General features: G+C 45.0%; 18 protein-coding genes. 6 read left to right on the forward strand and 12 right to left on the reverse strand.

The genetic code is table 11. The features are described from left to right. Positions 1-7 precede the first annotated feature (7 nt). The 4 genes from proB to Q4549_RS19000 all read right to left on the reverse strand — a co-directional run bounded on the left by proB (position 8) and on the right by Q4549_RS19000 (position 4,309). A complete protein-coding gene (gene proB / locus Q4549_RS18985; RefSeq protein ID WP_303516396.1) occupies positions 8-1,117 on the reverse strand; it encodes a glutamate 5-kinase in 1,110 nt (369 codons plus the stop codon). Between the two features lie 106 nt (positions 1,118-1,223). Then, entirely contained in the window at positions 1,224-1,658 is a 435-nt protein-coding gene (gene crl, locus Q4549_RS18990) for a sigma factor-binding protein Crl (RefSeq protein WP_303516395.1), read from the reverse strand. Positions 1,659-1,692: 34 nt separating this feature from the next. Continuing rightward, entirely contained in the window at positions 1,693-2,922 is a 1,230-nt protein-coding gene (locus tag Q4549_RS18995; RefSeq protein ID WP_303516393.1) for an alpha/beta hydrolase, read from the reverse strand. Between the two features lie 97 nt (positions 2,923-3,019). Beyond that, entirely contained in the window at positions 3,020-4,309 is a 1,290-nt protein-coding gene (locus Q4549_RS19000; RefSeq protein WP_137671563.1) for an NCS2 family permease, read from the reverse strand. A 403-nt stretch (positions 4,310-4,712) separates the two neighbouring features. Between Q4549_RS19000 and Q4549_RS19005 the strand changes: the two genes are divergently transcribed. Together Q4549_RS19005 and Q4549_RS19010 are read left to right on the forward strand one after the other, a co-directional pair. Then, positions 4,713-6,176: an aminoacyl-histidine dipeptidase gene (locus Q4549_RS19005; protein ID WP_303553953.1), complete on the forward strand. Its 1,464-nt coding sequence runs from the start codon at positions 4,713-4,715 to the stop codon at positions 6,174-6,176. A 194-nt stretch (positions 6,177-6,370) separates the two neighbouring features. Further along, complete coding sequence (locus Q4549_RS19010; protein WP_303553954.1) at positions 6,371-7,762, forward strand: SPFH domain-containing protein; 1,392 nt, start codon at positions 6,371-6,373, stop codon at positions 7,760-7,762. A gap of 5 nt (positions 7,763-7,767) precedes the next feature. Here the strand turns inward: Q4549_RS19010 and dinB are convergent, their stop codons facing one another. Beyond that, positions 7,768-8,847, reverse strand: a complete 1,080-nt coding sequence (gene dinB, locus Q4549_RS19015) for a DNA polymerase IV (RefSeq protein ID WP_303553955.1) — start codon at positions 8,845-8,847, stop codon at positions 7,768-7,770. Between the two features lie 164 nt (positions 8,848-9,011). On the opposite strand from dinB, the gene Q4549_RS19020 reads away from it, so the two are divergent. From Q4549_RS19020 to Q4549_RS19030, 3 genes are all read left to right on the forward strand, one after another. Next, positions 9,012-10,889: a hybrid-cluster NAD(P)-dependent oxidoreductase gene (locus Q4549_RS19020; protein ID WP_303553956.1), complete on the forward strand. Its 1,878-nt coding sequence runs from the start codon at positions 9,012-9,014 to the stop codon at positions 10,887-10,889. A 57-nt stretch (positions 10,890-10,946) separates the two neighbouring features. Continuing rightward, on the forward strand, positions 10,947-11,402 hold the full coding sequence (gloA, locus tag Q4549_RS19025; protein WP_303553957.1) for a lactoylglutathione lyase: 456 nt from the start codon (positions 10,947-10,949) through the stop codon (positions 11,400-11,402). Positions 11,403-11,561: 159 nt separating this feature from the next. After that, a complete protein-coding gene (locus tag Q4549_RS19030) occupies positions 11,562-12,521 on the forward strand; it encodes a sensor domain-containing diguanylate cyclase (RefSeq protein WP_303553958.1) in 960 nt (319 codons plus the stop codon). Here the strand turns inward: Q4549_RS19030 and Q4549_RS19035 are convergent, their stop codons facing one another. The 6 genes from Q4549_RS19035 to Q4549_RS19060 all read right to left on the reverse strand — a co-directional run bounded on the left by Q4549_RS19035 (position 12,522) and on the right by Q4549_RS19060 (position 18,665). Continuing rightward, positions 12,522-13,145 carry a sulfite oxidase heme-binding subunit YedZ gene (locus tag Q4549_RS19035; protein WP_303553959.1) on the reverse strand — a complete coding sequence of 208 codons (624 nt, stop codon included), beginning with the start codon at positions 13,143-13,145 and terminating at the stop codon, positions 12,522-12,524. A gap of 11 nt (positions 13,146-13,156) precedes the next feature. Then, entirely contained in the window at positions 13,157-14,164 is a 1,008-nt protein-coding gene (gene msrP / locus Q4549_RS19040) for a protein-methionine-sulfoxide reductase catalytic subunit MsrP (RefSeq protein ID WP_303553960.1), read from the reverse strand. Between the two features lie 54 nt (positions 14,165-14,218). Further along, positions 14,219-15,490 carry a CinA family nicotinamide mononucleotide deamidase-related protein gene (locus Q4549_RS19045; protein WP_303553961.1) on the reverse strand — a complete coding sequence of 424 codons (1,272 nt, stop codon included), beginning with the start codon at positions 15,488-15,490 and terminating at the stop codon, positions 14,219-14,221. A 13-nt stretch (positions 15,491-15,503) separates the two neighbouring features. Further along, positions 15,504-16,517, reverse strand: coding sequence for a low-specificity L-threonine aldolase (gene ltaE / locus Q4549_RS19050; RefSeq protein ID WP_303553962.1), 1,014 nt, complete (start codon positions 16,515-16,517; stop codon positions 15,504-15,506). Continuing rightward, positions 16,517-17,350, reverse strand: a complete 834-nt coding sequence (locus Q4549_RS19055) for an SDR family oxidoreductase (RefSeq protein WP_303553963.1) — start codon at positions 17,348-17,350, stop codon at positions 16,517-16,519. Before Q4549_RS19055 ends, ltaE begins: the two co-directional genes overlap by 1 nt. A 295-nt stretch (positions 17,351-17,645) precedes the next feature. After that, on the reverse strand, positions 17,646-18,665 hold the full coding sequence (locus Q4549_RS19060; protein WP_137671575.1) for a LacI family DNA-binding transcriptional regulator: 1,020 nt from the start codon (positions 18,663-18,665) through the stop codon (positions 17,646-17,648). A 197-nt stretch (positions 18,666-18,862) separates the two neighbouring features. Here Q4549_RS19060 and pdxH point away from each other — a divergent pair, with 197 nt between their 5' ends. Continuing rightward, positions 18,863-19,516 (forward strand): pyridoxamine 5'-phosphate oxidase, encoded by a 654-nt coding sequence (gene pdxH / locus Q4549_RS19065; RefSeq protein ID WP_303553964.1) that lies wholly within the window; start codon positions 18,863-18,865, stop codon positions 19,514-19,516. 132 nt (positions 19,517-19,648) lie between these two features. Here pdxH and Q4549_RS19070 read toward each other — a convergent pair whose 3' ends face one another. Continuing rightward, on the reverse strand, positions 19,649-21,592 hold the full coding sequence (locus Q4549_RS19070) for a transglycosylase SLT domain-containing protein (protein ID WP_303553965.1): 1,944 nt from the start codon (positions 21,590-21,592) through the stop codon (positions 19,649-19,651). Positions 21,593-21,623 lie beyond the last annotated feature (31 nt).

The following is a 21,623-nucleotide window of genomic DNA, read 5'->3' on the forward strand; positions in this document are numbered from 1 at the left end:
GGAATTCCTATTTCAATACTAAATCGTCACGATGAACAGCAACAGGCCCGTAGCCATACCCCAGGGTTTCTTCAATTTTCTCTGAATGTAAGCCCTTTATTAAGTCCATCGCTTTGGCTTGATAGCGACAAACACCGCGAGCAACTTCTAAACCTTTGCTATCGACAATACGCACTACATCTCCGCGACTAAACTTGCCCCGAATAGCGGTGATGCCTTTTGGTAACAGGCTTGAACCACAATCCATAATCGCCTTACAAGCACCATCATCCAATACCAACTCACCTTCTGGCGGAAAACCGGCCAAAATCCACTGTTTGCGATTTTCGAGGGAGGTATTGTCGGTAGGGAACCGTGTACCCACGCTTTCCCCTTCAACTAAACGGGTAATCACATTTTCAGCATGGCCTGCAGCTATAATTACTTCAACCCCTGCTCTGCCAGCAACTTCGGCAGCTTGCAGCTTGGTAGCCATTCCACCGGTACCTAAGCCCCCCACACTGCCACCAGCCAAGGCAACAATAGACGCGCTAATTTCCGGTACGACTTCAATCAATTTAGCATCTGGGTTGTTGCGAGGATCAGCGGTATATAAACCGGGTTGGTCGGTTAACAGTAGTAGCTTGTTTGCTTCACCCAAAATAGCGACTAGCGCCGACAAGTTATCATTGTCGCCAACCTTTATTTCAGCCGTTGCCACTGCATCGTTTTCATTAATGATTGGCACAATACCGTGTTTTAACAACGCTTTGAGTATATCTTTGGCGTTGAGAAAGCGTTCGTGATCTTCTAAATCTGCTCGCGTGAGTAGCATTTGCCCAACATGCATATCGTAGATGCCAAACAGGCTTTCCCAGGTTTGAATTAATCTACTCTGGCCTACCGCTGCCAACATTTGCTTGTTGGCAATAGTAGGCGCAATGTTATTGTGCGTGAGCGAAAGGTGTTCTCGCCCTGCCGCAATGGCACCTGAAGAGACCACAATCAGCTGATGACCGGCTTTACGCAACAATGCACACTGTCGCACTAACTCAATCATATGGGCGCGATCAAGCTTAGAGGTGCCTCCAGTAAGCACACTGGTGCCTAACTTAACTACAATGGTTTGCTTCAACATGCTTGTTAATTATTCCAACTCGGCTAAAACGCAAAGCGAGTATTCTACCTGATATTAATAAGACGCACAGACTCTGTGCGCCATTTTTTTTGCGGAACTCTTCGGCTTAAGCTGCCGGGAGAGCCAAATTGGGGGATAACGAGGGAGCAGCGCTAACGCTAAGTTCTAACTTTTGTAGGGTATCTAGCAGCTTTTGGTAAAACACGTCTAAAGAGTCTTGAACTTCTTTTTGGTGTTTTGCTGGAATGGCGCCTTCTTGCCACTCACCCTGCTTGTCATATAGTCCGAACCAGTAATGGTATTCAAAATTGTCTTCGCTCACACGTAGCTCTAACCACCAGCCAAAAAACTCACGTTCTTCTGCTGCTGGTTTGTCGCTAACACAAGAGGCTAGGCAATCAAAAAAGTACTGTTCTTTACTACTATGTTCCTTGCGAAAGTACGGCCCCATAGCGGTAAATCTCGAGGTCAACTTTCCATGGCTTGGCCAAGTCACTTCCATGCGCTTAATCTCTCCACAGTGATGGTTGTTCAACAACATTTGGTATCACCATAATGACCACAATTAACTGAAATCACAATTGCTTTTGTAGCCAATGCGTGACCTTTGTGAAGATTTGGTTGTAATTTTCTAGTGAATCCACCTCTTTTAGCATTTCAACTTCACAATGAGATGAAGCCATATTTAACAAAGAGATATCGGTTTGCGGGCTAATTGCATCATTCTTACGCCCCACCACAAACATAGGTAGCTTGGTGCGTGGCCCACCTAAAATACCTTGGGTTTTGAGGGACAAGGGCAAACAACGATAAAACAAGCTTTCGGTATTGCCTGCATTGCTCCCGCTGCGATTGGCTAAACAGTCTTGATACATTTGTGGCAAGTTTTGGAAACGCTGAATATCGGTAAACAATCGGTCTACTGGGGCACCCACCGTCACTACTGCGCGCAAACGTTGCGAGGCGATAAATGCCAAACGTGCTGCTACGTTGCCAGCAAATCGATAACCCAACATGGCAACACGGGCATGATCAACCCATGGCACTTCAGGGAGATGATCTAGCACGGCTAAGTGGATCTTGCTGCTGTCTTGTTGCAATTTCCAGTGAGAGCAATGCCCTGCTCCAGGCAAATCGATACACAGCATGGCAATGCCGGCCGGTGCTAAGAATCGCTCAAAAAACGGATACAACTCGGTTTGAATGGTATCTAATCCGCCGCTTACTAACACCACCGGTTTTACCGAATCGGTATCAGGTAAATGCAAATAACAAGGCACTTGTTTGCCTTCAATAGGTACATTAATAATTTTGCATTGATACTGGCTGTGCTCCATAGCAGACACAAAATTACTATGAGCAAGCGCATGTGCAGAAGTGGCTAAATCGTCCCCTTTAAAGTGCGGATAAGCCGCTACAGTGGCACTGTAGCTGGCTTGTAAAAACTCACTGTAGGCCTGCTGTTGTTCACCTTCTTCGGCGGCTTGTTTAGCCTTAACTTGATGCCCTACCGCACGCTGCATCCACTCATAATTCCAGTTACCTGGTTGGTAACCACCGATGGTGTCTAACAACTCGCTGGTACGTGGTTTGTCGCACATGGCGATACTGGCAAACAAACGCTCGGTTTCAATGGGGTCTAAGCCTAACCATGCCCAGTATTCTCGGCGTAACAAGCGATACCAGTTTCTGCCATCTTCTTGGCCTATAGCGGTTGATTGAGCAGCATTAGAGTTTGAAACAGTGGAGGTTTCTACCACATTAATACGTGGCTTAAACAATACTTCGGATAGATTTTCCTTCACAACAACTTACTCGCAGTCTTATTAATGAATAAAATATACCATAAAAAAAGGTCGCCACATTGTGACGACCTTGCTTGTTATGAGGTTTTAGTCAGCTTTAGAAAAATGCAAACTTAAGTACAAATACTACAGCCAGTACCCAAACGCTTAACGGTACTTCTTTATGGCGACCAGCTAACAGCTTAATCGCGGCGTAAGAGATAAAACCAATTGCAATACCGTCGGCAATAGAGAACGACAGCGGCATTAAAATAGCCACAATTGCAGCCGGAGCGGCTTCGGTTAAGTCGGTCCAGTCTACGTTAATAAGGCCCGATAGCATTAAAGTACATACGTAGAACAAGGCACCAGCGGTAGCGTAGGCAGGGATCATTCCAGCCAATGGCGAGAACAATAGCGCTAAGATAAATAGCACACCAACCACTACAGCGGTAAGTCCAGTGCGGCCACCCACTTCTACACCCGCGCCACTTTCAACGTAAGAAGTGGTGCTAGATGTACCCAGCATAGAGCCTGCAATAGTGGCACTAGAATCAGCTAACAGTGCTTTTCTAAGGTTTGGTAGATTGCCGTTTTCATCCAGCAATTTACCGCGCTGAGCAACCGCAGTTAAGGTGCCAGCTGTGTCGAATAAATCAACAAACAAGAAAGCAAAAATAACACTGATCATGGTCACATCTAAAGCGCCCATAATATCTAGCTGCATAAAGGTAGGAGCTGGATTAGGTGGCATAGAAACAATACCGCCATATTGGGTGTAACCCAATACAATCGACAATACCGTAATCGCCAAAATAGAAATAAGCACGCCACCTTTAACTTTGCGGTACTCAAGGCCAATAATCAGGAAGAAGCCTAATGCTGCTAGAATCATCTGATGTGGGTTCTCGTGACCTAAGCTCACCAACGTAGCTGGGTTGTCTACCACAATGCCAGCATTTTTAAGGGCGATAAAACCAAGGAACAAACCAATACCGGCAGCAATACCTACACGTAATGTTTGCGGAATTGAGTTGATGATCCACTCACGAACTTTAAACAAGCTCAAGCAAATGAAAATAACACCCGATAAGAACACCGCACCTAAGGCCACTTGCCAGCTATGACCCATGCCAAGTACAACGCCATACGTGAAGAATGCGTTTAAGCCCATACCCGGCGCTTGAGCGATAGGATAGTTGGCATAAAGGCCCATAATGAAACAACCAACCGCTGCAGCTAAACAAGTCGCAACAAATACTGCGCCTTGATCCATCCCTGTGGCAGCCAGCATGCTAGGGTTTACAAAAATGATGTAGGCCATGGTCAAGAAGGTGGTTAAACCCGCAATGACTTCTGTGCGCACATCAGTGCCATGCGCTTTCAATTTAAATAGTTTCTCTAACATAGCAGTGTATGTTCCTTGGACAGACAGTGGTTTAGTTGGCCGTTGTTAGGCATTCCATTAAAGCTAACAGCGGAAATCGCGAGGCATTATATTCGTGGCCTAAGTAAGATGCTACCGGATGATGAAGCCAACCTGCGCTAGATCAGCAAAAAAACCTAAAATCACCAACTCACAGCGTTAATATCCGCTAGAACAGCACATTTATTTGGATTATCTGCCAGCGTTAGGACTTTCTTGATAGTGATTATCATGCTAACCATCAAGACGAATTTAATGCACTACTGAATCAGAACTTGTTTATAAACAATTATTCCAGCTAAATAGCTTAATACAGGCTTATATTCATATAATTGAGCTGCTACAGTCTCATTCATTCTACAAATACAGATTTTAAGGTGACTTTGTGTCTACACTATCTTCGCTAAAACCACAGGCCTTGTGGCAGCATTTTGAAACCATGTGTTCTATTCCTCACCCTTCTAAGCATGAACAAGCCATGATCGATTGGGTGACCGGTTTAGCTACTGAGCATCAGCTTGAACATTTTCAAGATGCTGTTGGCAATGTGATCATTAAAAAGCCTGCTACCGCTGGCATGGAGAATCGCCAAGGTGTGATTCTACAAGCCCATTTAGATATGGTGCCGCAAGCGAACAACGATACCCAACACGACTTCACTAAAGATCCTATTCGCCCCTACATTGATGGCGACTGGGTTACCGCTGAAGGCACCACTTTAGGCGCTGACAACGGCATTGGTGGCTCGTCTATTCTAGCCGTGCTTACCAGCAACGATATTGCACACGGCCCAATCGAAGCACTATTTACCATTGATGAAGAAGCGGGCATGACCGGCGCTTTTGGCCTACAGGCGGGTGTATTAGAAGGCAAGCTGCTAATCAACACCGACTCTGAGCAAGAAGGCGAAGTGTACATGGGTTGTGCGGGTGGCGGCGATACCAGCATTAGCTTTGCTAGCGAATATCAAGCGACCAACACCCAACAACTAGCGATTGAGTTAAGTGTTACAGGCTTAAAAGGTGGTCACTCTGGCTGTGACATTGATACCGGTCGAGCCAATGCTAATAAACTGCTAGTTCGTATTGTAGCGGCCATGCAACAGCAAGGTTTTGAACCTGTATTGTGCAATATTCAAGGCGGTAGTTTACGTAACGCTATTCCACGCGAAGCTAGCACTAAGCTGGTTTATAAAGCTGAACAACAGGCCGCTTTAGCGCAGTTTATTGCTAGCCAAATCGACGACATTGTCGGTGAATTTGGTGCAGTAGAAACTGACTTAGAGATCACCGCTGCCGCTATTGATACGCCAAGCCAAAGCTTAACTGGCGAGCTTTCTCAGCAAATTGTTGCCAGCTTAAATGCTTGTACCAACGGCGTTGTTAGCATGAGCCAAGCAGTTGAAGGCGTGGTAGAAACATCACTTAACCTTGGTGTAATTAGCCAAAGCGCTGACAGCATCGATATTAAAGTGTTGGTGCGCTCGCTAATTGACTCTAGCCGTTTACAAGTAGAAGCCAGCCTAGCCTCTTTGTTCAGCCTTACTTCAGCTTCCGTTTCGTTCTCTGGTGCATATCCAGGTTGGAAGCCAGAAACTGACTCGGTAATGAAAACTCTCGTTCAAGACAGCTACCAAGAACTGTTTGGCAAGTGCCCGAATGTCATGGTGATTCACGCAGGACTAGAGTGTGGCTTGTTTAAAAGTGCTTACCCTGAATGGGATATGGCGTCTTTTGGGCCAACCATCAAGTTCCCACACAGCCCAGACGAAAAAGTAGAAATTGCCGCTGTAGAAAAGTACTGGCAGCTATTGGTAGCTGTATTGAAAAACGCTCCCGTAAAAGTGTAAGCGCTACTTACCAAGCTGGCGCCCTGCCAGCTTGGTATCTTAATTACTCGATACATTTTCAAATCAACTAGCCCCTCTCGCTTTCTTCTAAACTTTTTCTCTATTTTAATGACATTTCCATCAAGCATTAATCAACTTGTGCTAGTATCCTGCGCCATTAAATATCGATATAAAACAATTAGAAGGATCTAGTAATGAGTGAAGACACCTTAGATAAAAAGCTAAGTTTGGATAAAATCAATAAGCTAAGCAGTGGTTTCAAATTTAACGTTAAGTTTGTGGCTGGTTTAGTGATGATTGCGGGACTCATTTACACCTTAAGTAACTCATTCTTCTACGCTGAGCCAGGTTACATTTATCACGTAAGAACAGTAACCGGTAACGAAGCGGTAGTAACCGAGGTCGGCTACAAGTTTTACCCTTTTGGTCGATATAATTCATGGAAAAGAGCCATGACAGTTCAGGCCTTATCGGGCTCATCTACCAACTCAATTCGAGCCGAAAAAGATTCTGACAATTCTTCAGCTAGCTTGCCACCAATGAGCATCATGTTTTTGGACCAAGTTGATGCCCACGCAGAAGCGACGGTGCGGTTTTCAATCCCTTCAGATCATGAATCTTTTCTCCACCTAGCCCACGAGTTTAGATCACCAGAAAACTTGCTACGCACCGCTCTCATTCCTGCATTTAAAGAAACCTTGCAAGCCAACGCATCTTTAATGGCTGCAGAGGAGTATTACGCAGGCGGACGCACCGAGTTCAACTCTGAATTTGAAAACCAAATGAACAGCGGTATTTTATTGGTTAAACGAGAAGAAATTATCATTCATTCTAAACAATCAACAGGCAGTGCTAATGCCGCTTTAGGTACCGACCAAGATGAGTATGGCGATAATAGCAAAACCGTTTTTGTGGTAAATAAAGTACTTGGGGAAGACGGACTACCTTTACGTAAATCACAACGGTTCACCGATTTTGGAGTAACCGTAGTATCTGCTCTCATCACCGATATGCGCCCTAATGCTAAATTTATCGAGCGTATGCAATTAAAACAAAAGGCATCAGCCGACCGAGCAATCGCCAGAGAGCAACGTGTTCAAGAAGAAGAGCAACGTTTATTAGCCATCGCTCGCGGTGAGCGTGAAGTTGCCGAACGTCAGGCCAAAGCGAAAGTAGAGCAAATACAAAAAACCACTGAAGCACAAACTGATAAGCAGTTAGCGATTACCAATGCTGAAAAATTAAAAGCTCAAGCGAAAATTTCTAAAGAAACCGCTGAAATCAATTTAGAAAAAGCACGTATTGAAGCCGAAACCCAGCAAACATTGGCCGAAGCTGAAGCCTATCAAAAACGAGTAATTTTAGAAGCCGATAACGCCTTGGCGCAAAAACTGGAAGCGGAAGTGAAAATTCAAGCGCTTTGGGCTGATGCTTTTGCTAAACGCAATGTGCCCACCAACGTATTTGGTGCAGGGAGTAATTCAGGCACACCATCAGGCAGCGATGCAGAAACTCGTGCCTTTATGCAAATGCTAACGCTAGATGCCGCTAAGCGATTAAGTTACGACCGCGAGATAACTAAATAACAGAACTAAAACGGCAAAATCAGTTGCGGTGACTGATTTTGCTGCTCTGGCGCTAGGCCAATATGCAAACCAATCAATCGTACGGCTTTGCCCTTACCTCTTGCTAGCGCTTCGTTAAACAACTCCAATAAGGTTGTTTCATCAATTTGTTGGCATTGCTGCTCTTTGGTGGTTTGCTGAAAATCAGCGAATTTCACCTTTACGCCTAATTTATTCATTTTGGCTTGTTTAAGGTGCTTTTCACTACGGCGTTGTAACTCTGGCAGTAAAGCCATTAAACGTTCCACCAAAATACCTTGGTCGCCTTCGTCTTGCGCAAAGGTACGCTCCACCGTTACCGATTTACGTTGCCGGTCGTTACTGACCGCCCGCTCGTCCACGCCTTGGCAGCGCATCCATAACATCTCACCAAACTTGCCAAAAATTTGTTTTAGTTTATCTCGCTCCGCGCGACGAATATCTCCCCCCGTGTAAAGCCCTTGGTGATGCAGTTTTTCAATGCTCACTTTGCCTACACCAGAAATCTTTTCTAGGGCTAAGGTTTCAATAAATTCGCTCACCTGCTCCGGTTTAATCACAAATAAGCCATTGGGTTTGTTGAGGTCTGAAGCAATTTTGGCCAGAAATTTTACAGGAGCGACCCCCGCCGAGGCGGTTAAACCGGTTTTATCAAAGATATCTTGCCTAATTTGCTCGGCAATTAAGGTGGCTGAACCACGGCAGGCTTGGCTACTGGTTACGTCTAGGTAGGCTTCATCGAGAGATAATGGCTCTATTGCGTCAGCATAATCATGAAAAATGGCCTGCACTTGCTGGCTGGCATCTTGATAGGCGGCCATACGTGGCGGCACTAGCACTAAATCTGGGCAAAGTTGCATAGCTTTATGAGTTGGCATCGCCGAGCGAATACCATATTGACGGGCAATGTAATTACAGGTAGTTAATACGCCTCGGCCGCTACGCATACCGCCAACCGCCAGTGGTACATTGGCTAATTCTGGCTGGTCACGCATTTCCACAGCCGCATAAAAACAATCCATGTCTACATGGATAATCTTACGCTGAATTGAAGCTAGTGTTGTCAATATGCTGCACTCATAACTGTATATACAAACAGTATAAAGCTGATATGCGGAATTACCAAGTAACACTGAGCAGTTTTTAGCATGGTAACCAGCCAAATTACTATGGCTTGAACGCAAGAGCTTGAGTAGTATTGAAAAACCAATTTGCTGAAGGAAGAAAAACTGTGAGTGATGCACGACTAAGCCAACTGAGTGTTTATCCCATTAAATCAACGGCCGGTATCCACCTTAATCATGCTTATGTTGAGGAACACGGTTTAGCTTTTGACCGCCGATTTGTTGTTTGCCAGCCAGACGGCATACAGATTACCGCAAGAACTCACCCTAAGTTGGCACAAGTCCATAGCGCGCTAAATCGCGATGGTTTGCATTTGCGCGCACCTAATATGGCAGCGCTTGATATTATTTATAGCGAGTTCTCAGAGGATTACCGTGAGGTAATGATTTGGAAAGACAGCGTACAAGCGCAACATTGCCACCGCTCTTACGATGCTTGGTTTAGTGAGTATTTAGGCGAACCTTGTCACTTGGTGTTTTTTGGTCAGCAATCTCAGCGCAAAGTAAAACAACGAGAGAGTCAGGTTTCTTTTGCCGACGGCTATCCATTACTACTGATTTCTGAAGCGTCTCTTGAGGATCTCAATTTACGCTCTAGCGCTCGTCACAGCATGGAACAATTTCGTCCTAATATTGTGGTAAAAAACACCGAGGCTTTTGCCGAAGATGGCTGGAAGCGCTTTAAAATTGGTGAAGTTGAATTTGAAGTACAAAACCCTTGTTCTCGCTGTATATTCACAACTCTCGACCAAGCCAGTGGTCAGTTTCATCCGAATAAAGAGCCGCTTGCTACCTTCGCTAAATATCGCCAAGGTGACGGCGGTAATGTGTATTTTGGGCAAAATGTTGTGGCTTTAAATAGTGGAAAAATCAGCTTATACGACAGCATTGAGGTACTAGAAGCGCGCCAAGCAGAGGTGTATCCAGATACCTCTGAAAAACGCCAAGCTACTAGCACTCCCTCAGCTCAACAGTGGCAGCAAGGTGAGGCGGTTAAGCTAAGTTGCATTGCAGTTCAGCAAGATACCCACGATGTAAAAACCTTTGTCTTTGAGCCACCTAAACACATACAAGCTACTTACTTACCCGGCCAATACATGGGGCTTGAACTTGAGATCGACGGCAAGCCTGTTCATCGTAATTACACTTTATCAAGCTCGCCCAGTCGCCCTTATCGCTTAGCTATAACCGTAAAACGAGTAACCGACGGCCAAGCCTCTAACTGGCTGCACGATAACCTTAAACCGGGTATGCACTTAAACACTCACGCGCCAAGTGGCGACTTTCACCTAGAGCAAAGTAACAACGAAAAGCTGCTATTGCTGTCTGCTGGCAGTGGCATAACGCCTATGCTATCGATGCTTCGTTACTTAAGTGACATGAATATCGAAAAAGATATCGTGTTTTTACACAGCGCTCATAGCGAGCAGGACTTAATTGCCGAAACGGAACTAGCCCAGCTCAGCAATAACTTTAAACATTGCAGTATTCGCTACACCCTTACTCAGAACGCCCCTGCCAATTGGCAAGGTTACCAAGGCCGCTTAAATCGCGGCATGTTAATGGACATTGCTGACTTAGATCAGCGAACAGTGTTTGTTTGTGGCCCACAAGCCTTTATGCAAAGCGCCAAAGAGCAGCTACTGGCTCTTGGAGTGTACGAGTCAGATTACTATGAAGAAAGCTTTGGCCACCAACTCACAGAGAAGGTGGAGACCAAACCCGTCAATATTCTGTTTGATAGCTGGGATACTTATGTTCAAGGCAATAATCAGCAGAACTTATTAGAGCAAGCCGAACAGGCTGGATTAAACTTAAGCTATTCTTGCCGCGGCGGATTTTGTGGAAGCTGTAAAGTAAAACTGCAAAGTGGCGACGTTAAGGTATTGGAAGATAGCGGCTTAACCGACGATGAAAGACAACAGGGCTATATTCTTAGCTGCAGTTGTATTCCAACAAGCGATGTTTGTATTACTCAAGACTAATATGACATTCAGTAACTCATAAATTTATAAACGTTTACATACGATAGGAAGATAAAAATGAAGTTTCTTCACACCATGGTTCGAGTAAAAGACCTCGATGAATCACTTAACTTTTATTGCAACTTGTTAGGGATGACCGAAGCCCGTCGCTACGAAAGCGAACAAGGTCGCTTTTCTTTAATTTACTTAGCCGCAGATGAAGACTTAGCCCGCGTAAAAGCCGAAGACGCACCTTGCCTAGAGCTTACTTACAACTGGCCAGACGAAAATGGCAATCAAGAAAGCTACAGCGGCGGTCGTAACTTTGGTCATATTGCGGTATCGGTAGAAGATATTTACGGCTTATGCGAAAAGCTACAAAATGCTGGCGTTACCATTAACCGCCCGCCTCGTGATGGCCACATGGCATTTATAGTATCGCCAGATGGGATTTCAGTAGAACTTTTACAACAAGGTGAGTCTTTACCTGCACAAGAACCTTGGTTGTCTATGCCTAGTACGGGTTCATGGTAATTTTTAGCAGACACTAACACCATATGTAAACCAAGTGATACACCAAAAAAAAGTGAATCACTTGGTATATTTGACCGAGCAGTCAAAAGTTGTATGGGAATGACATACCGTTTTTTGATATGCTGCTTACAATTGTAAAACTATTGTAAAGTCGAATTTATGGATGAAAGCGACAATATTATCGCTCAATTAAGAGAGAAAAATCGTCAACTGACCCACCAGTTACAAGACACCCAAAATCTTCTCAATATCACCTTAAATGACAGCGGTTTAGTACTATGGGAGCAACATATCCCTAGTGGCCGGCTGAGCCTTTACAATTCTGAATACGGAAAAATTTGTGGTATATCCGCCACAAAACAAGAAGCGCTATACGAAAACTGGAAGTCTAATCTTCACCCAGAAGATAAAGAACTGGCGATAAAAGCCTTTGATTCGATGATTCATGGCCATAGCGATGAGTACAATATTGAATATAGGATGCTTCACCAAGACGGCAGTACTCGCTGGATAAAAGACCGCGGCACGGTTCAACAATATGATGACGATAACCACCCGCTAAGAGTGATTGGTACCCATATAGATGTTACCCAGTTGCGCTTGGATCAACATCGTTTATCGAAACTGGCCCATCAAGATAACTTAACTGGCTTGCTAAACCGCCATGCCTTTGAAGCGCAGTTTAATGACTACTGCCAAAACATTGGGGATGAAGGCGGCACCTTAATGTTTATTGATTTAGACAAATTTAAACCAATTAATGACCAACATGGTCATACCGCAGGAGATCATATTCTTAAGGCTTGCGCGGCACAGATTCAAAATAGCTGTCCGACTCACGGCAAGTGTGGGCGGATTGGTGGTGACGAATTCGCCCTGCTCGTCCCTTATAGCGAACCACAAAAGCTAGAACAGCTTTGCCATCAATTGCTCAAAAGCTTTGACCAGCCCTTTAAATACAACCATATCGAAGTGGCCGTGAGTTTAAGCATTGGCGTATGTAGTTTTCACCGTCACAATGAAGATTTCAGCCAAATACTTCACCGTGCCGACCAAGCGATGTACCAAGTAAAACACAATGGAAAAAACAACTTTGCATTTTGGAATGCGAAAAGTTAACTATTTAGCAAAGCTGCTTAACCAGCGCTGAATTTGCACTTTACGCATAAAAAACAAAACGCCAATAATCGCTAAATATATCACCGGCTCCAGCCAACCAGATTTAAGCGACCACCAAAAGTGAATCACCACCAATAAAGCAATTGGGTAGATAAAGCCGTGTAATTGCAGCCACCGGCGCCCTAACCCTTGCTGTAGCTTTTTAAGCGAGGTAATACTCATTGCCAGTAACACCACAAAACCCAGCATGCCTAACCAAATATACGGACGCTTAATGGTTTCCTGCCAAAACAAGCCCCAGTCTAAGCCTAGATCTATGAGTAAGTAAGCGGCCAAGTGCAACAAGGCATAAGCAAACACATACAATCCAATAAGCCGTCTAAACGCTAACAAGCTTGGCAATTTAAAACGTCGTGACAAAGGCGCTAAACACAAGGTAATCAGCAGTATGTTTAGCGCGCTGTTAGCGAAATAATGAATAATAGCTTGCACAGGATCACCGCCCCACCACCCATTAAGAACAGCTGTTACGCAGTATGCAAAAGGGCTGAGTAGCAATGCATGCAGAGCGAGCCGCGTTTGCCATTGATACTTGGCTAAATACTGGTTAATGCGCTTATTCACATCGGCCCCCATTAATAATAACGACTCAAATCCATGTCTTTGTACATATGGGCTACCTGTTTGCTATAGCCGTTAAACATTTCAGTGTCGATACGTTTGCGCCCAAGCAAGCCAGCATCGTCAATGCGTCGCTCCGAGGCTTGGCTCCAACGAGGGTGGTCAACCTGAGGATTTACATTAGCGTAAAAGCCGTATTCACTGGGCCCTAAAAGATTCCAGGTTGTTGGTGGTTGCTTATCTAAAAAGCGAATTCTTACAATAGATTTAATACTTTTGAATCCATATTTCCAAGGCACAACTAAACGCAGCGGCGCACCATTTTGCGCAGGTAGAGTTTTGCCATACATGCCCACCGCCATAAAGCTGAGTGGATTCATTGCTTCATCAAGGCGTAAACCTTCTACGTAAGGATAATCTATACCGCCACCGACAAAGCGGCTTTTTTGCCCGGGCATTTGCTCTGGATCGTAAAGAGTCTCAAAGGCAACATACTTGGCCGAAGATAAGGGTTTAGCCATTTTCAATAAGTCGCTAAGCGAAAAGCCTACCCAAGGGATGACCATCGACCAGGCCTCAACACAGCGTAAGCGATAAATCCGTTGCTCTAAGGCCATTTTGGTCATCACATCGTCGAGATCTAAAGTGACTGGTTTTTCGACTAAGCCATCAATGGTGATAGTCCAAGGTGTAGGGTTAAAGTTGCGGCTGTTCTTTGCTGGGTCGTCTTTAGCGGTACCAAACTCATAGAAGTTATTATGGCTAATGGCTTTGGATTCTGGAGTGAGCGCATCATTGTGCAGCGGCGCAATATCGGTTTTCTGTAAGGCTCTACGCACAATGGCAGCCGGTTCATCGTCGTCACTACCAAACCACGAAGCCGCATGGCCAGTAACCGGCAGTAAACTACTGGCACCGGCGACACCTAAGCCTTTGATAATATTGCGGCGTTGTTTAAACAACGCCTCGGGGGTTACGGAAGATTCAGACTCTTCCCAATCACGCTTAAATTTCAACCACATAGCATCTCCTTTTTATAACAGACCACGTATGTATTGAATAAATTTCGTGGTGGGTTAATTTCTGCTGGCTATCCGCTTTAGGTGTTGATAGTCACCTGCGACAGGTAAATCCGTAAGGTAACGGCGTAACATATCCATTGCCACAGCTGTAGCCATAATACGTACTACAGAGCGACTTCGATTACTTAATAGTAACTGTTGGCTAATACAGCGGTCGCCTTCGACTAAAGTAAAGCACACCGTACCCACTGGTTTTTCCTCACTGCCACCCTCTGGGCCAGCAATACCAGTAATGGAAAGTGCTATATCGGCATGGCTGTGTTGTAACGCCCCCAAAGCCATTGCCTGACTAGTTTCGATAGATACTGCCCCAAATTGCTCAATAGTTTCTTTAGCAACACCTATGCTCTGCTGCTTGGCTTCATTGCTGTAAGTAACAAAGCCACGCTCTAAATACGCCGAACTCCCCGCCACTGCGATTAACTCCGCGGCTAGCATGCCGCCAGTACATGACTCGGCCAGCACCAGCTTTTTCCCTTGAGCAATCATCATTTGCTGTATGTGCAACGCCCAGTTACCTTGGTCTTCGGTAAATACGTGCTCCGCTAGCTCATGGCGAATATGTTGGCTAAGTTGAGCAAACTGCTCATCTTGGCGGGGGTAAAACAACTTTACTTCAATACTTGGTCTTGATGAGCGATAACCTAAACGCGCCCCTTCCGGTAATACCAAATCATTAAAGCGATCGTTCAGAGAAGACTCCGACAAACCAAAAGTATAAAAGCGCTTAACTTCGCCTTGAGCACTTGGCGCAGCCGCTTTAAGCATAGGAAACCACTGCTCTTTTAGCATACGTTTAAACTCACTTGGCACACCTGGAGTAAACAATAACTTTGCTCCCGCATGCTCAACAATAAAACCACAGGCGGTACCAATGGGGTTATCAACCAGCTCTGCTCCAGCGGGCAACATAGCTTGCTTAATGTTGCTCTCTGGCATAATGACATTTTGATCGCTATACCACTGCTGCAACTTATCTAACCAACGTTGGTTAAGGGTAAGCGCTTTGCCTACCAGTTTGGCTGCAGCATCAGCACTCAAATCGTCTGAAGTTGGGCCTAAACCACCATTTACTAATACCCAATCGCTACGTTCTGCGGCTTGATTTAAGGCATCAACAATATCGTCTAAGTTATCTGCGACCGTTTGGCGGCGGCTAAAGCTTAAACCGAGATCATTTAACTCTTGGCCACACCACGCGGCGTTGGTATCAGCAATATCGCCTTGCAGCACTTCATCGCCAGTACTCAGCATTTCAATCTTCATGGTTCGCCTTAATTTAGTGACTAACGTAAAACTGTTTTATGGCCGCAATGAGCGTTTGAATGTCTTGTTGATTCACATTTAAGTGGGTTACAAAACGCATCGGCGAGCCAGCCGTCATCAGTATGCCTTGTTTAGCCAGTTCCTCCGCTAAAGGCCCCGATTGGTTCCTGCGGCAATTAGCGTAAACAATATTGGTTTGAACAGCGCTTGGGTCACACTCAAGTTCTTCTATACTCGCCAACTGTTCAGCTAAATAAACAGCATTAGCATGGTCTTCAGCTAAGCGTTTCACATTATTCTCTAAGGCATAATGACCAGCGGCGGCAATAATCCCGGCTTGGCGCATACCGCCACCTAGCATTTTGCGAATACGAGTGGCTGTAGCGATTAACCCTTCACTGCCCAGTAACAATGAACCGATTGGCGCACCTAAGCCTTTAGACAAACAAATTGTAAAGCTATCGAAAGGGTCAACCAGTTTACGTTCATCTTGGCCACTTTTTACAATGGCATTAAAAACACGCGCACCATCTAAATGTAGTGCCAAATTGTGCTGCTCTACAAAGGGACGCAAACTGTTTAGATAGTCCATGGGCAGTACTTTCCCACCAATGGTGTTTTCCAAAGATAACAAACGGCTTTTAGCAAAATGAAAGTCGTTTGATTTAATGGCTGCTTTAACTTTGCTTAAACACAAGCTGCCGTCACTGCTGTTCTCTACCGGCTGCGGTTGCACGCTGCCTAATACAGCGGCTCCACCGCCTTCGTATTTATAGTTATGCGCATTTTGACCACAAATATACTCATCGCCCCGCTGACAGTGAGCCATAATGGCCAACAAATTAGCTTGGGTGCCCGAGCTACAAAATAACGCAGCCTGTTTGCCCATTCGCTCTGCAGCGTAATCTTGTAGTTTATTTACCGTGGGATCATCACCATAAACATCATCTCCTACAGGCGCACGACTCATTAAATCCCGCATTGCTTTACTAGGCTGAGTCACTGTATCACTTCTAAAATCGCTCATTATTCTGCCTCTTGAATATTAGCCTGTAACCATTGCATGGGATCAGGGTAGTTAAATTGATAACCTAAGGTTGTTTTAATTTTTTGATTGGAAATAACTTTATTGGAACTCGCCCCTTCAACAAAATGAGGAGGCGGAAGCGTTAGCTGCTCGGCGGCTAACTGGTAAAACGCTTGCTTGCTGGGGTGTTCACTAGCACTGGCATTAAAATCTTCTCCCCATTGGTCACGCTTGATCAGCTGAGTGATTAAGCCAATACAATCACTTCGATGAATAATGTTAATAGGGCTTAAAGGGCCGCTAACGGTTTTTCCCGACAAAAATCGGCCGGGCTTACGCTGCCCACCTACCAAGCCTGAAAAACGCAACACCGTTGCTTGGAATGCAGAATGACTGAATATTTGATCTTCAATCTGTTTTAAAGCCCTACCTGAAGTGGTTTCTGCCAAGCGTTCGCTTAGCTCATCAACTACACCTTGTTGAGATCCATACACTGAAGTGGAGGATATAAAGAGAATTTTCTTAACCGCCTGCTGCTCGGCTGCACGTAACAGCGCGTTTATTTGTGCGATATGGAATTCAGCAGTATTAGTTTTTCTGCCAGGAGGAATATTAATGATCAACAAATCGCAGTTAAGTAAGCCCGCTATATCATTAGACTCCACCTGGGGATTTAGCTCTAATTGATAGGCCTTAATGCCCTGCGCCTGCAGCTCAGCGAGCTCGTGCAACTCACGTTTAGAGCCGTTCACTGAGTAACCATCTTTTATCAGGGACTTTGCTAGTGGCAAGCCTAACCAGCCACAACCAACAATACTAATTCGTTTAATCACTTACTTTCTCTTTTCACCTTACTTAGCACCATTATGCAGTGAAACGCAGGCAAAAAAAAACGACCTAATGAATTAGGTCGTAACAGCAAGTTTTTTAGAATTGTTGATACCTAGAAAAGCTAAGTAATTCAAACAACTCTATACAGCGGGAAAGTTTCAATTAAGTCATCTCAAACTCAATCTTCAAATGCGGCTAACAGTTTGCACTCGATATGAAAACGATACCAGAAAAGGGTTTCAAGACAAGTCATAAAAAAGGCTGCAAGCAGCCTTATTAATGTTTATTTGAATTAGATCACGATTTTTTAGCGGCTGAGTCGCGAACGATCAACTCTGGAAGGAATTTTAGATCCATAACATTTGGACCGATCTCTTGACCTTTAGTCTCTAAAATATCAATGGCTAACTGCGCAGCGCGTTTACCCATATCTTCAATTGGGTAACGAACCGTAGTCAGCTTAGGATGAACAAAACGCGCATAGTGATTGTCGTCGTAGCCTACTACCGAGATTTGACCAGGGATATCGTAGCCCTTATCACGCAGAGCAGATAAGGCGCCAGCTACCATTGAGTCGTTGTAACCCACAATGGCACTAAACTCTACGCCACGTTCAAGTAGCTTCTCTACTGCTTGGCTGCCACCTATTTCATCTGGGTAAGCGCGAGCAATTAACTCTTCGTTTAACGGACCAGACGATTCTTCCATGGCATGACGGTAACCCGACAAACGCTCTACACCATCGGAGAATGACAAATCATCAGTGGTAATAAAGGCAATGTCTTTATGCCCTTTTTCCAACAAGAACGATGTGGCTTTGTAACAACCTTCATGATTATCTAAATAAACACAACGATGCTCAAAACCTGGAATTAAGCGATTGATAAAAATAAACGGAGTATCGCAATCTGCAACCTCTCGTAATTCTTGGTCACTTAGTGCCATAGAGTGAACAATCACTGCATCACATTGACGCTGCAATAAAATGTCGATGGCATGGCGCTCTTTTTCTGCGCTATGGTGACCAGACATCACAATCGTGTACTTGTCAGACTCATCAACAATTTCTTCAATGCCTTTCATCATTTGCACGAAGAACGGACCACCGCCTAAATCACCAACAATAAGACCAATACAGTCGGAGCGTTTGCTCACTAAGGCTTGGGCAAAGCTATTTGGGCGATAATGCAGTTCTTCCATCGCTCTGAGTACGGCCTCTCGTTTCTCGGGTGCGACTTGAGCAGTATTGTTAATAACACGAGATACTGTTGATATCGAAACATTCGCCAACTGAGAAACATCTTTAATTGTGGCCAAATTACTTACCCTCTATTCGTCTGCAAAGCAGAATTAAACTTGAAATCCGAACCAGGCAAAACTATACCAAGCCAAAGCAAAACTTGATAGTTAAACTGTGTTTCTGAGTGTAAACTATGATCCAAAATCGGCTATTCACTTTTTATCTCTTCATGCAACATTTTGTTCGTTGCATCAACCAATTAAGCTAATTGATTATGTCACTGTTAAGTAAAATACGTTGCGCGTTAACCTTAGGCCAAGGCGTACTGTTGTCACCACCGGAGCCAACAGGAAACGAAGATCCATTTGAATTGTTTGGCGAGTGGCTACAGCAGGCAGAGAAGTCTGGCATTGTATTACCAGAATCGATGACGGTATCGTCAGTTGGGCCAGATGGCCGCCCCTCTGCCAGAGTGGTATTACTCAAAGAATTTGATGAGCAAGGCTTTGTTTTTTATACCAATTATGGCAGTAGAAAAGGCCAAGAGTTAGATCATCAACCACTAGCTTGTATCACTTTTCACTGGAACATCCTACAACGCCAGGTTCGAATTGAAGGTCGTGTAGAACGAGTGAGCCACCAGCAATCTGAAGCGTACTTTCACAGTCGTGGCCGTGGCAGCCAAATAGGTGCCTGGGCAAGCCACCAAAGCCAAGTCATTGCTGAGCGTGAAGTGCTAGAACAACAAGTACAACACTACAAACAAGAGTTCGCTAGCAAACCCATTCCTTTACCCGAGTTTTGGGGCGGCTATAGAGTGGTGCCAGACAGCATTGAATTTTGGCAGGGTAAAGCCGATCGTTTACACGACAGGTTTCGCTACACCAGTGATGCAAAAGGCTGGAAAGTCGACCGCCTTAGTCCCTAGGCTGCTTTAGAGCGCTAAACAAAAGGCGTAAGCTCTCGCTATACGCCTTTCATAACTCTATTAACTCAACCATCCCATCACGGCTTCCATAGCGAAGCAAAACACTTAAACCCAATGTTCAGTACTAATGACTTAGCCTTTCGGCTTGCCATAAGGGTAAGCCAGTTCTTTTGGCGTTAGGAATGGCGTAATCTCTTGCTGGCGCCGATATTGATACACCACCTGATAAGCTAATACACTTTGCACGTAGTGGCGGGTTTCCTTAAAAGGAATAGACTCTACCCATACATCGGCAGGAACATCTCCCCTATCGGCTAACCATCGGCTCACCCTATGTGGGCCTGCATTGTAAGCTGCGGCGGCCAAAATTCGATTGCCTTTATATCGATTAAGCAAACCATCTAAATACGCACTACCCAATCTAATATTGTCTTCAGGCGTAAATAGCTGCGTGCGTGAGCGGTATGTAAAGCCAATTTTACGCGCAGTTTCTTTAGCGGTTGCAGGCATCAACTGCATTAAGCCTCGAGCACCTACAGTGCTTTGAGCTAACGGATACATGGCACTTTCCTGTCGTGCAACTGCGAATAACAAGCTAGCTTCTACTTGGCGCTTATTAGCAAAGTACTCAAACTCTTTAGCAAAACTTAAAGGGAAGCGCATTTCTAGCTGATCCCACTGCTTAGCAACAATAGAGGCTTGAACGGCAAAATCTTGCCAATTATGGCTTAAGGCTAATACCCCTAAATCTAACTGACGTAACAAGCTTGAGCGACGCAGCAAGGTATCCCACTCTGTGCGCGCCGAGTAATACTCCTCAAGTGCCAATAACTCTTTCACTTTAAGTACCACTGGGTGCTGATTTAGCTGCACTAAAGTATCGTCAGAGGTTTGATGGAGTTGTTCCCCTAACTGATAATCTTGACCCAAGTACTGAGCGGCTAGAAATCCATGATAGCTACGTTCTTCGGCCAATTTTTCTATGGTTGGAGTGGCGCGTTCTTTTTGGCCAAGTGCCACTAGCGAGCGAGCCTGCCAATAAATCCAACGTTCTTGCTGCTGTTTAGCCTCAGGCAAACGCGCAATCCATAAACCAATTTGGTCCCATTGTTGCTGCGAAATGGCCAAGCGGATCCGCCGCTCTATCGTACTGGTATGGGGTTGTAAACGTAGCTGGCGGTCGGCCCATTTGAGCAACTCTGGGCTGGGATCACTCATTACCCTACCAATTAAGTAACGCTCGGTACTATGGAATAGAGAACTCGATTTGCTTAAGGGCTTCGACCAACGTTCGATATGCTCTACCGCAGCCACTAAATCTTTGCGCCCTAGGCGTTTTATGGCTAACAATGCAATTTCTTGATGGCGGCTAGATTGGTTTATTTTAAGTTTACCGGAGCTGATAACAGCCATTGGTTTGGAGTAGGCATCAATCAACAACTTGGCATCAGACTTTTTTGAATCTGATAAAGATTTAGAGAGGTATTTGAGTAAGCTAACTTGATTCGCCTGAAAACTCAGTAACATCCGCTGCCAACGTAACTTGTCGCTAATATTGCCAGCTTTTTGCCAACTATCGAATAAAGGGTCACAAGACTTAGGACGAGAGCGCCCATGTAGCCACAAGCTTTCGGCACCTTGCCAAGCGTATTCAGCGTCGCCAACTTTTAAATTGGCGTAATAGTGATAGCACTGTAAATCTGTGCTGTTGGGTAGTTTAGGGTAAAAGTCGAGATAGCTTTGCCACTCTTTGCGCCGAGCCAGTTCCACCATAAATCGCCGCTGAATGGCGTGGCGAAGGTAGGACTGTGGGTTATCTTGCATGAATTGTTCTACCTGGTCTTGAGAGACCTTACGCATTTGGCCGCGTAACTGGTAATACTGAAGGTAATTATAAAGAGGATACTGACTTAGTTTAGCGAGAGACTTCTCCGCTTTATCCCACTTTTGGCTGCGCTGCAGCTTTCTTACTTCATTATAAGCTTGCTGTTGCGGAGTCAAATCAACAGCCTGCGCTAAACTCAGGCTGCTTCCACAAATCATACAAACTACTACTTGCCACAACCGCTGAAGCATTGCTTATAGCACCCTATCACTGAGTCTACTG

Source organism: Agarivorans sp. 2_MG-2023, assembly GCF_030548085.1.
Classification (GTDB): domain Bacteria; phylum Pseudomonadota; class Gammaproteobacteria; order Enterobacterales; family Celerinatantimonadaceae; genus Agarivorans.

Excerpts from the sequence above, each read along its gene's own strand:
- proB (WP_303516396.1), bottom strand. The coding sequence starts at position 1,117 with ATGTTGAAGCAAACCATTGTAGTTAAGTTAGGCACCAGTGTGCTTACT.
- crl (WP_303516395.1), bottom strand. The coding sequence starts at position 1,658 with ATGTTGTTGAACAACCATCACTGTGGAGAGATTAAGCGCATGGAAGTG.
- Q4549_RS19000 (WP_137671563.1), bottom strand. The coding sequence starts at position 4,309 with ATGTTAGAGAAACTATTTAAATTGAAAGCGCATGGCACTGATGTGCGC.
- Q4549_RS19010 (WP_303553954.1), top strand. The coding sequence starts at position 6,371 with ATGAGTGAAGACACCTTAGATAAAAAGCTAAGTTTGGATAAAATCAAT.
- gloA (WP_303553957.1), top strand. The coding sequence starts at position 10,947 with ATGAAGTTTCTTCACACCATGGTTCGAGTAAAAGACCTCGATGAATCA.
- Q4549_RS19030 (WP_303553958.1), top strand. The coding sequence starts at position 11,562 with ATGGATGAAAGCGACAATATTATCGCTCAATTAAGAGAGAAAAATCGT.
- msrP (WP_303553960.1), bottom strand. The coding sequence starts at position 14,164 with ATGTGGTTGAAATTTAAGCGTGATTGGGAAGAGTCTGAATCTTCCGTA.
- Q4549_RS19045 (WP_303553961.1), bottom strand. The coding sequence starts at position 15,490 with ATGAAGATTGAAATGCTGAGTACTGGCGATGAAGTGCTGCAAGGCGAT.
- ltaE (WP_303553962.1), bottom strand. The coding sequence starts at position 16,517 with ATGAGCGATTTTAGAAGTGATACAGTGACTCAGCCTAGTAAAGCAATG.
- pdxH (WP_303553964.1), top strand. The coding sequence starts at position 18,863 with ATGTCACTGTTAAGTAAAATACGTTGCGCGTTAACCTTAGGCCAAGGC.
- Q4549_RS19070 (WP_303553965.1), bottom strand. The coding sequence starts at position 21,592 with ATGCTTCAGCGGTTGTGGCAAGTAGTAGTTTGTATGATTTGTGGAAGC.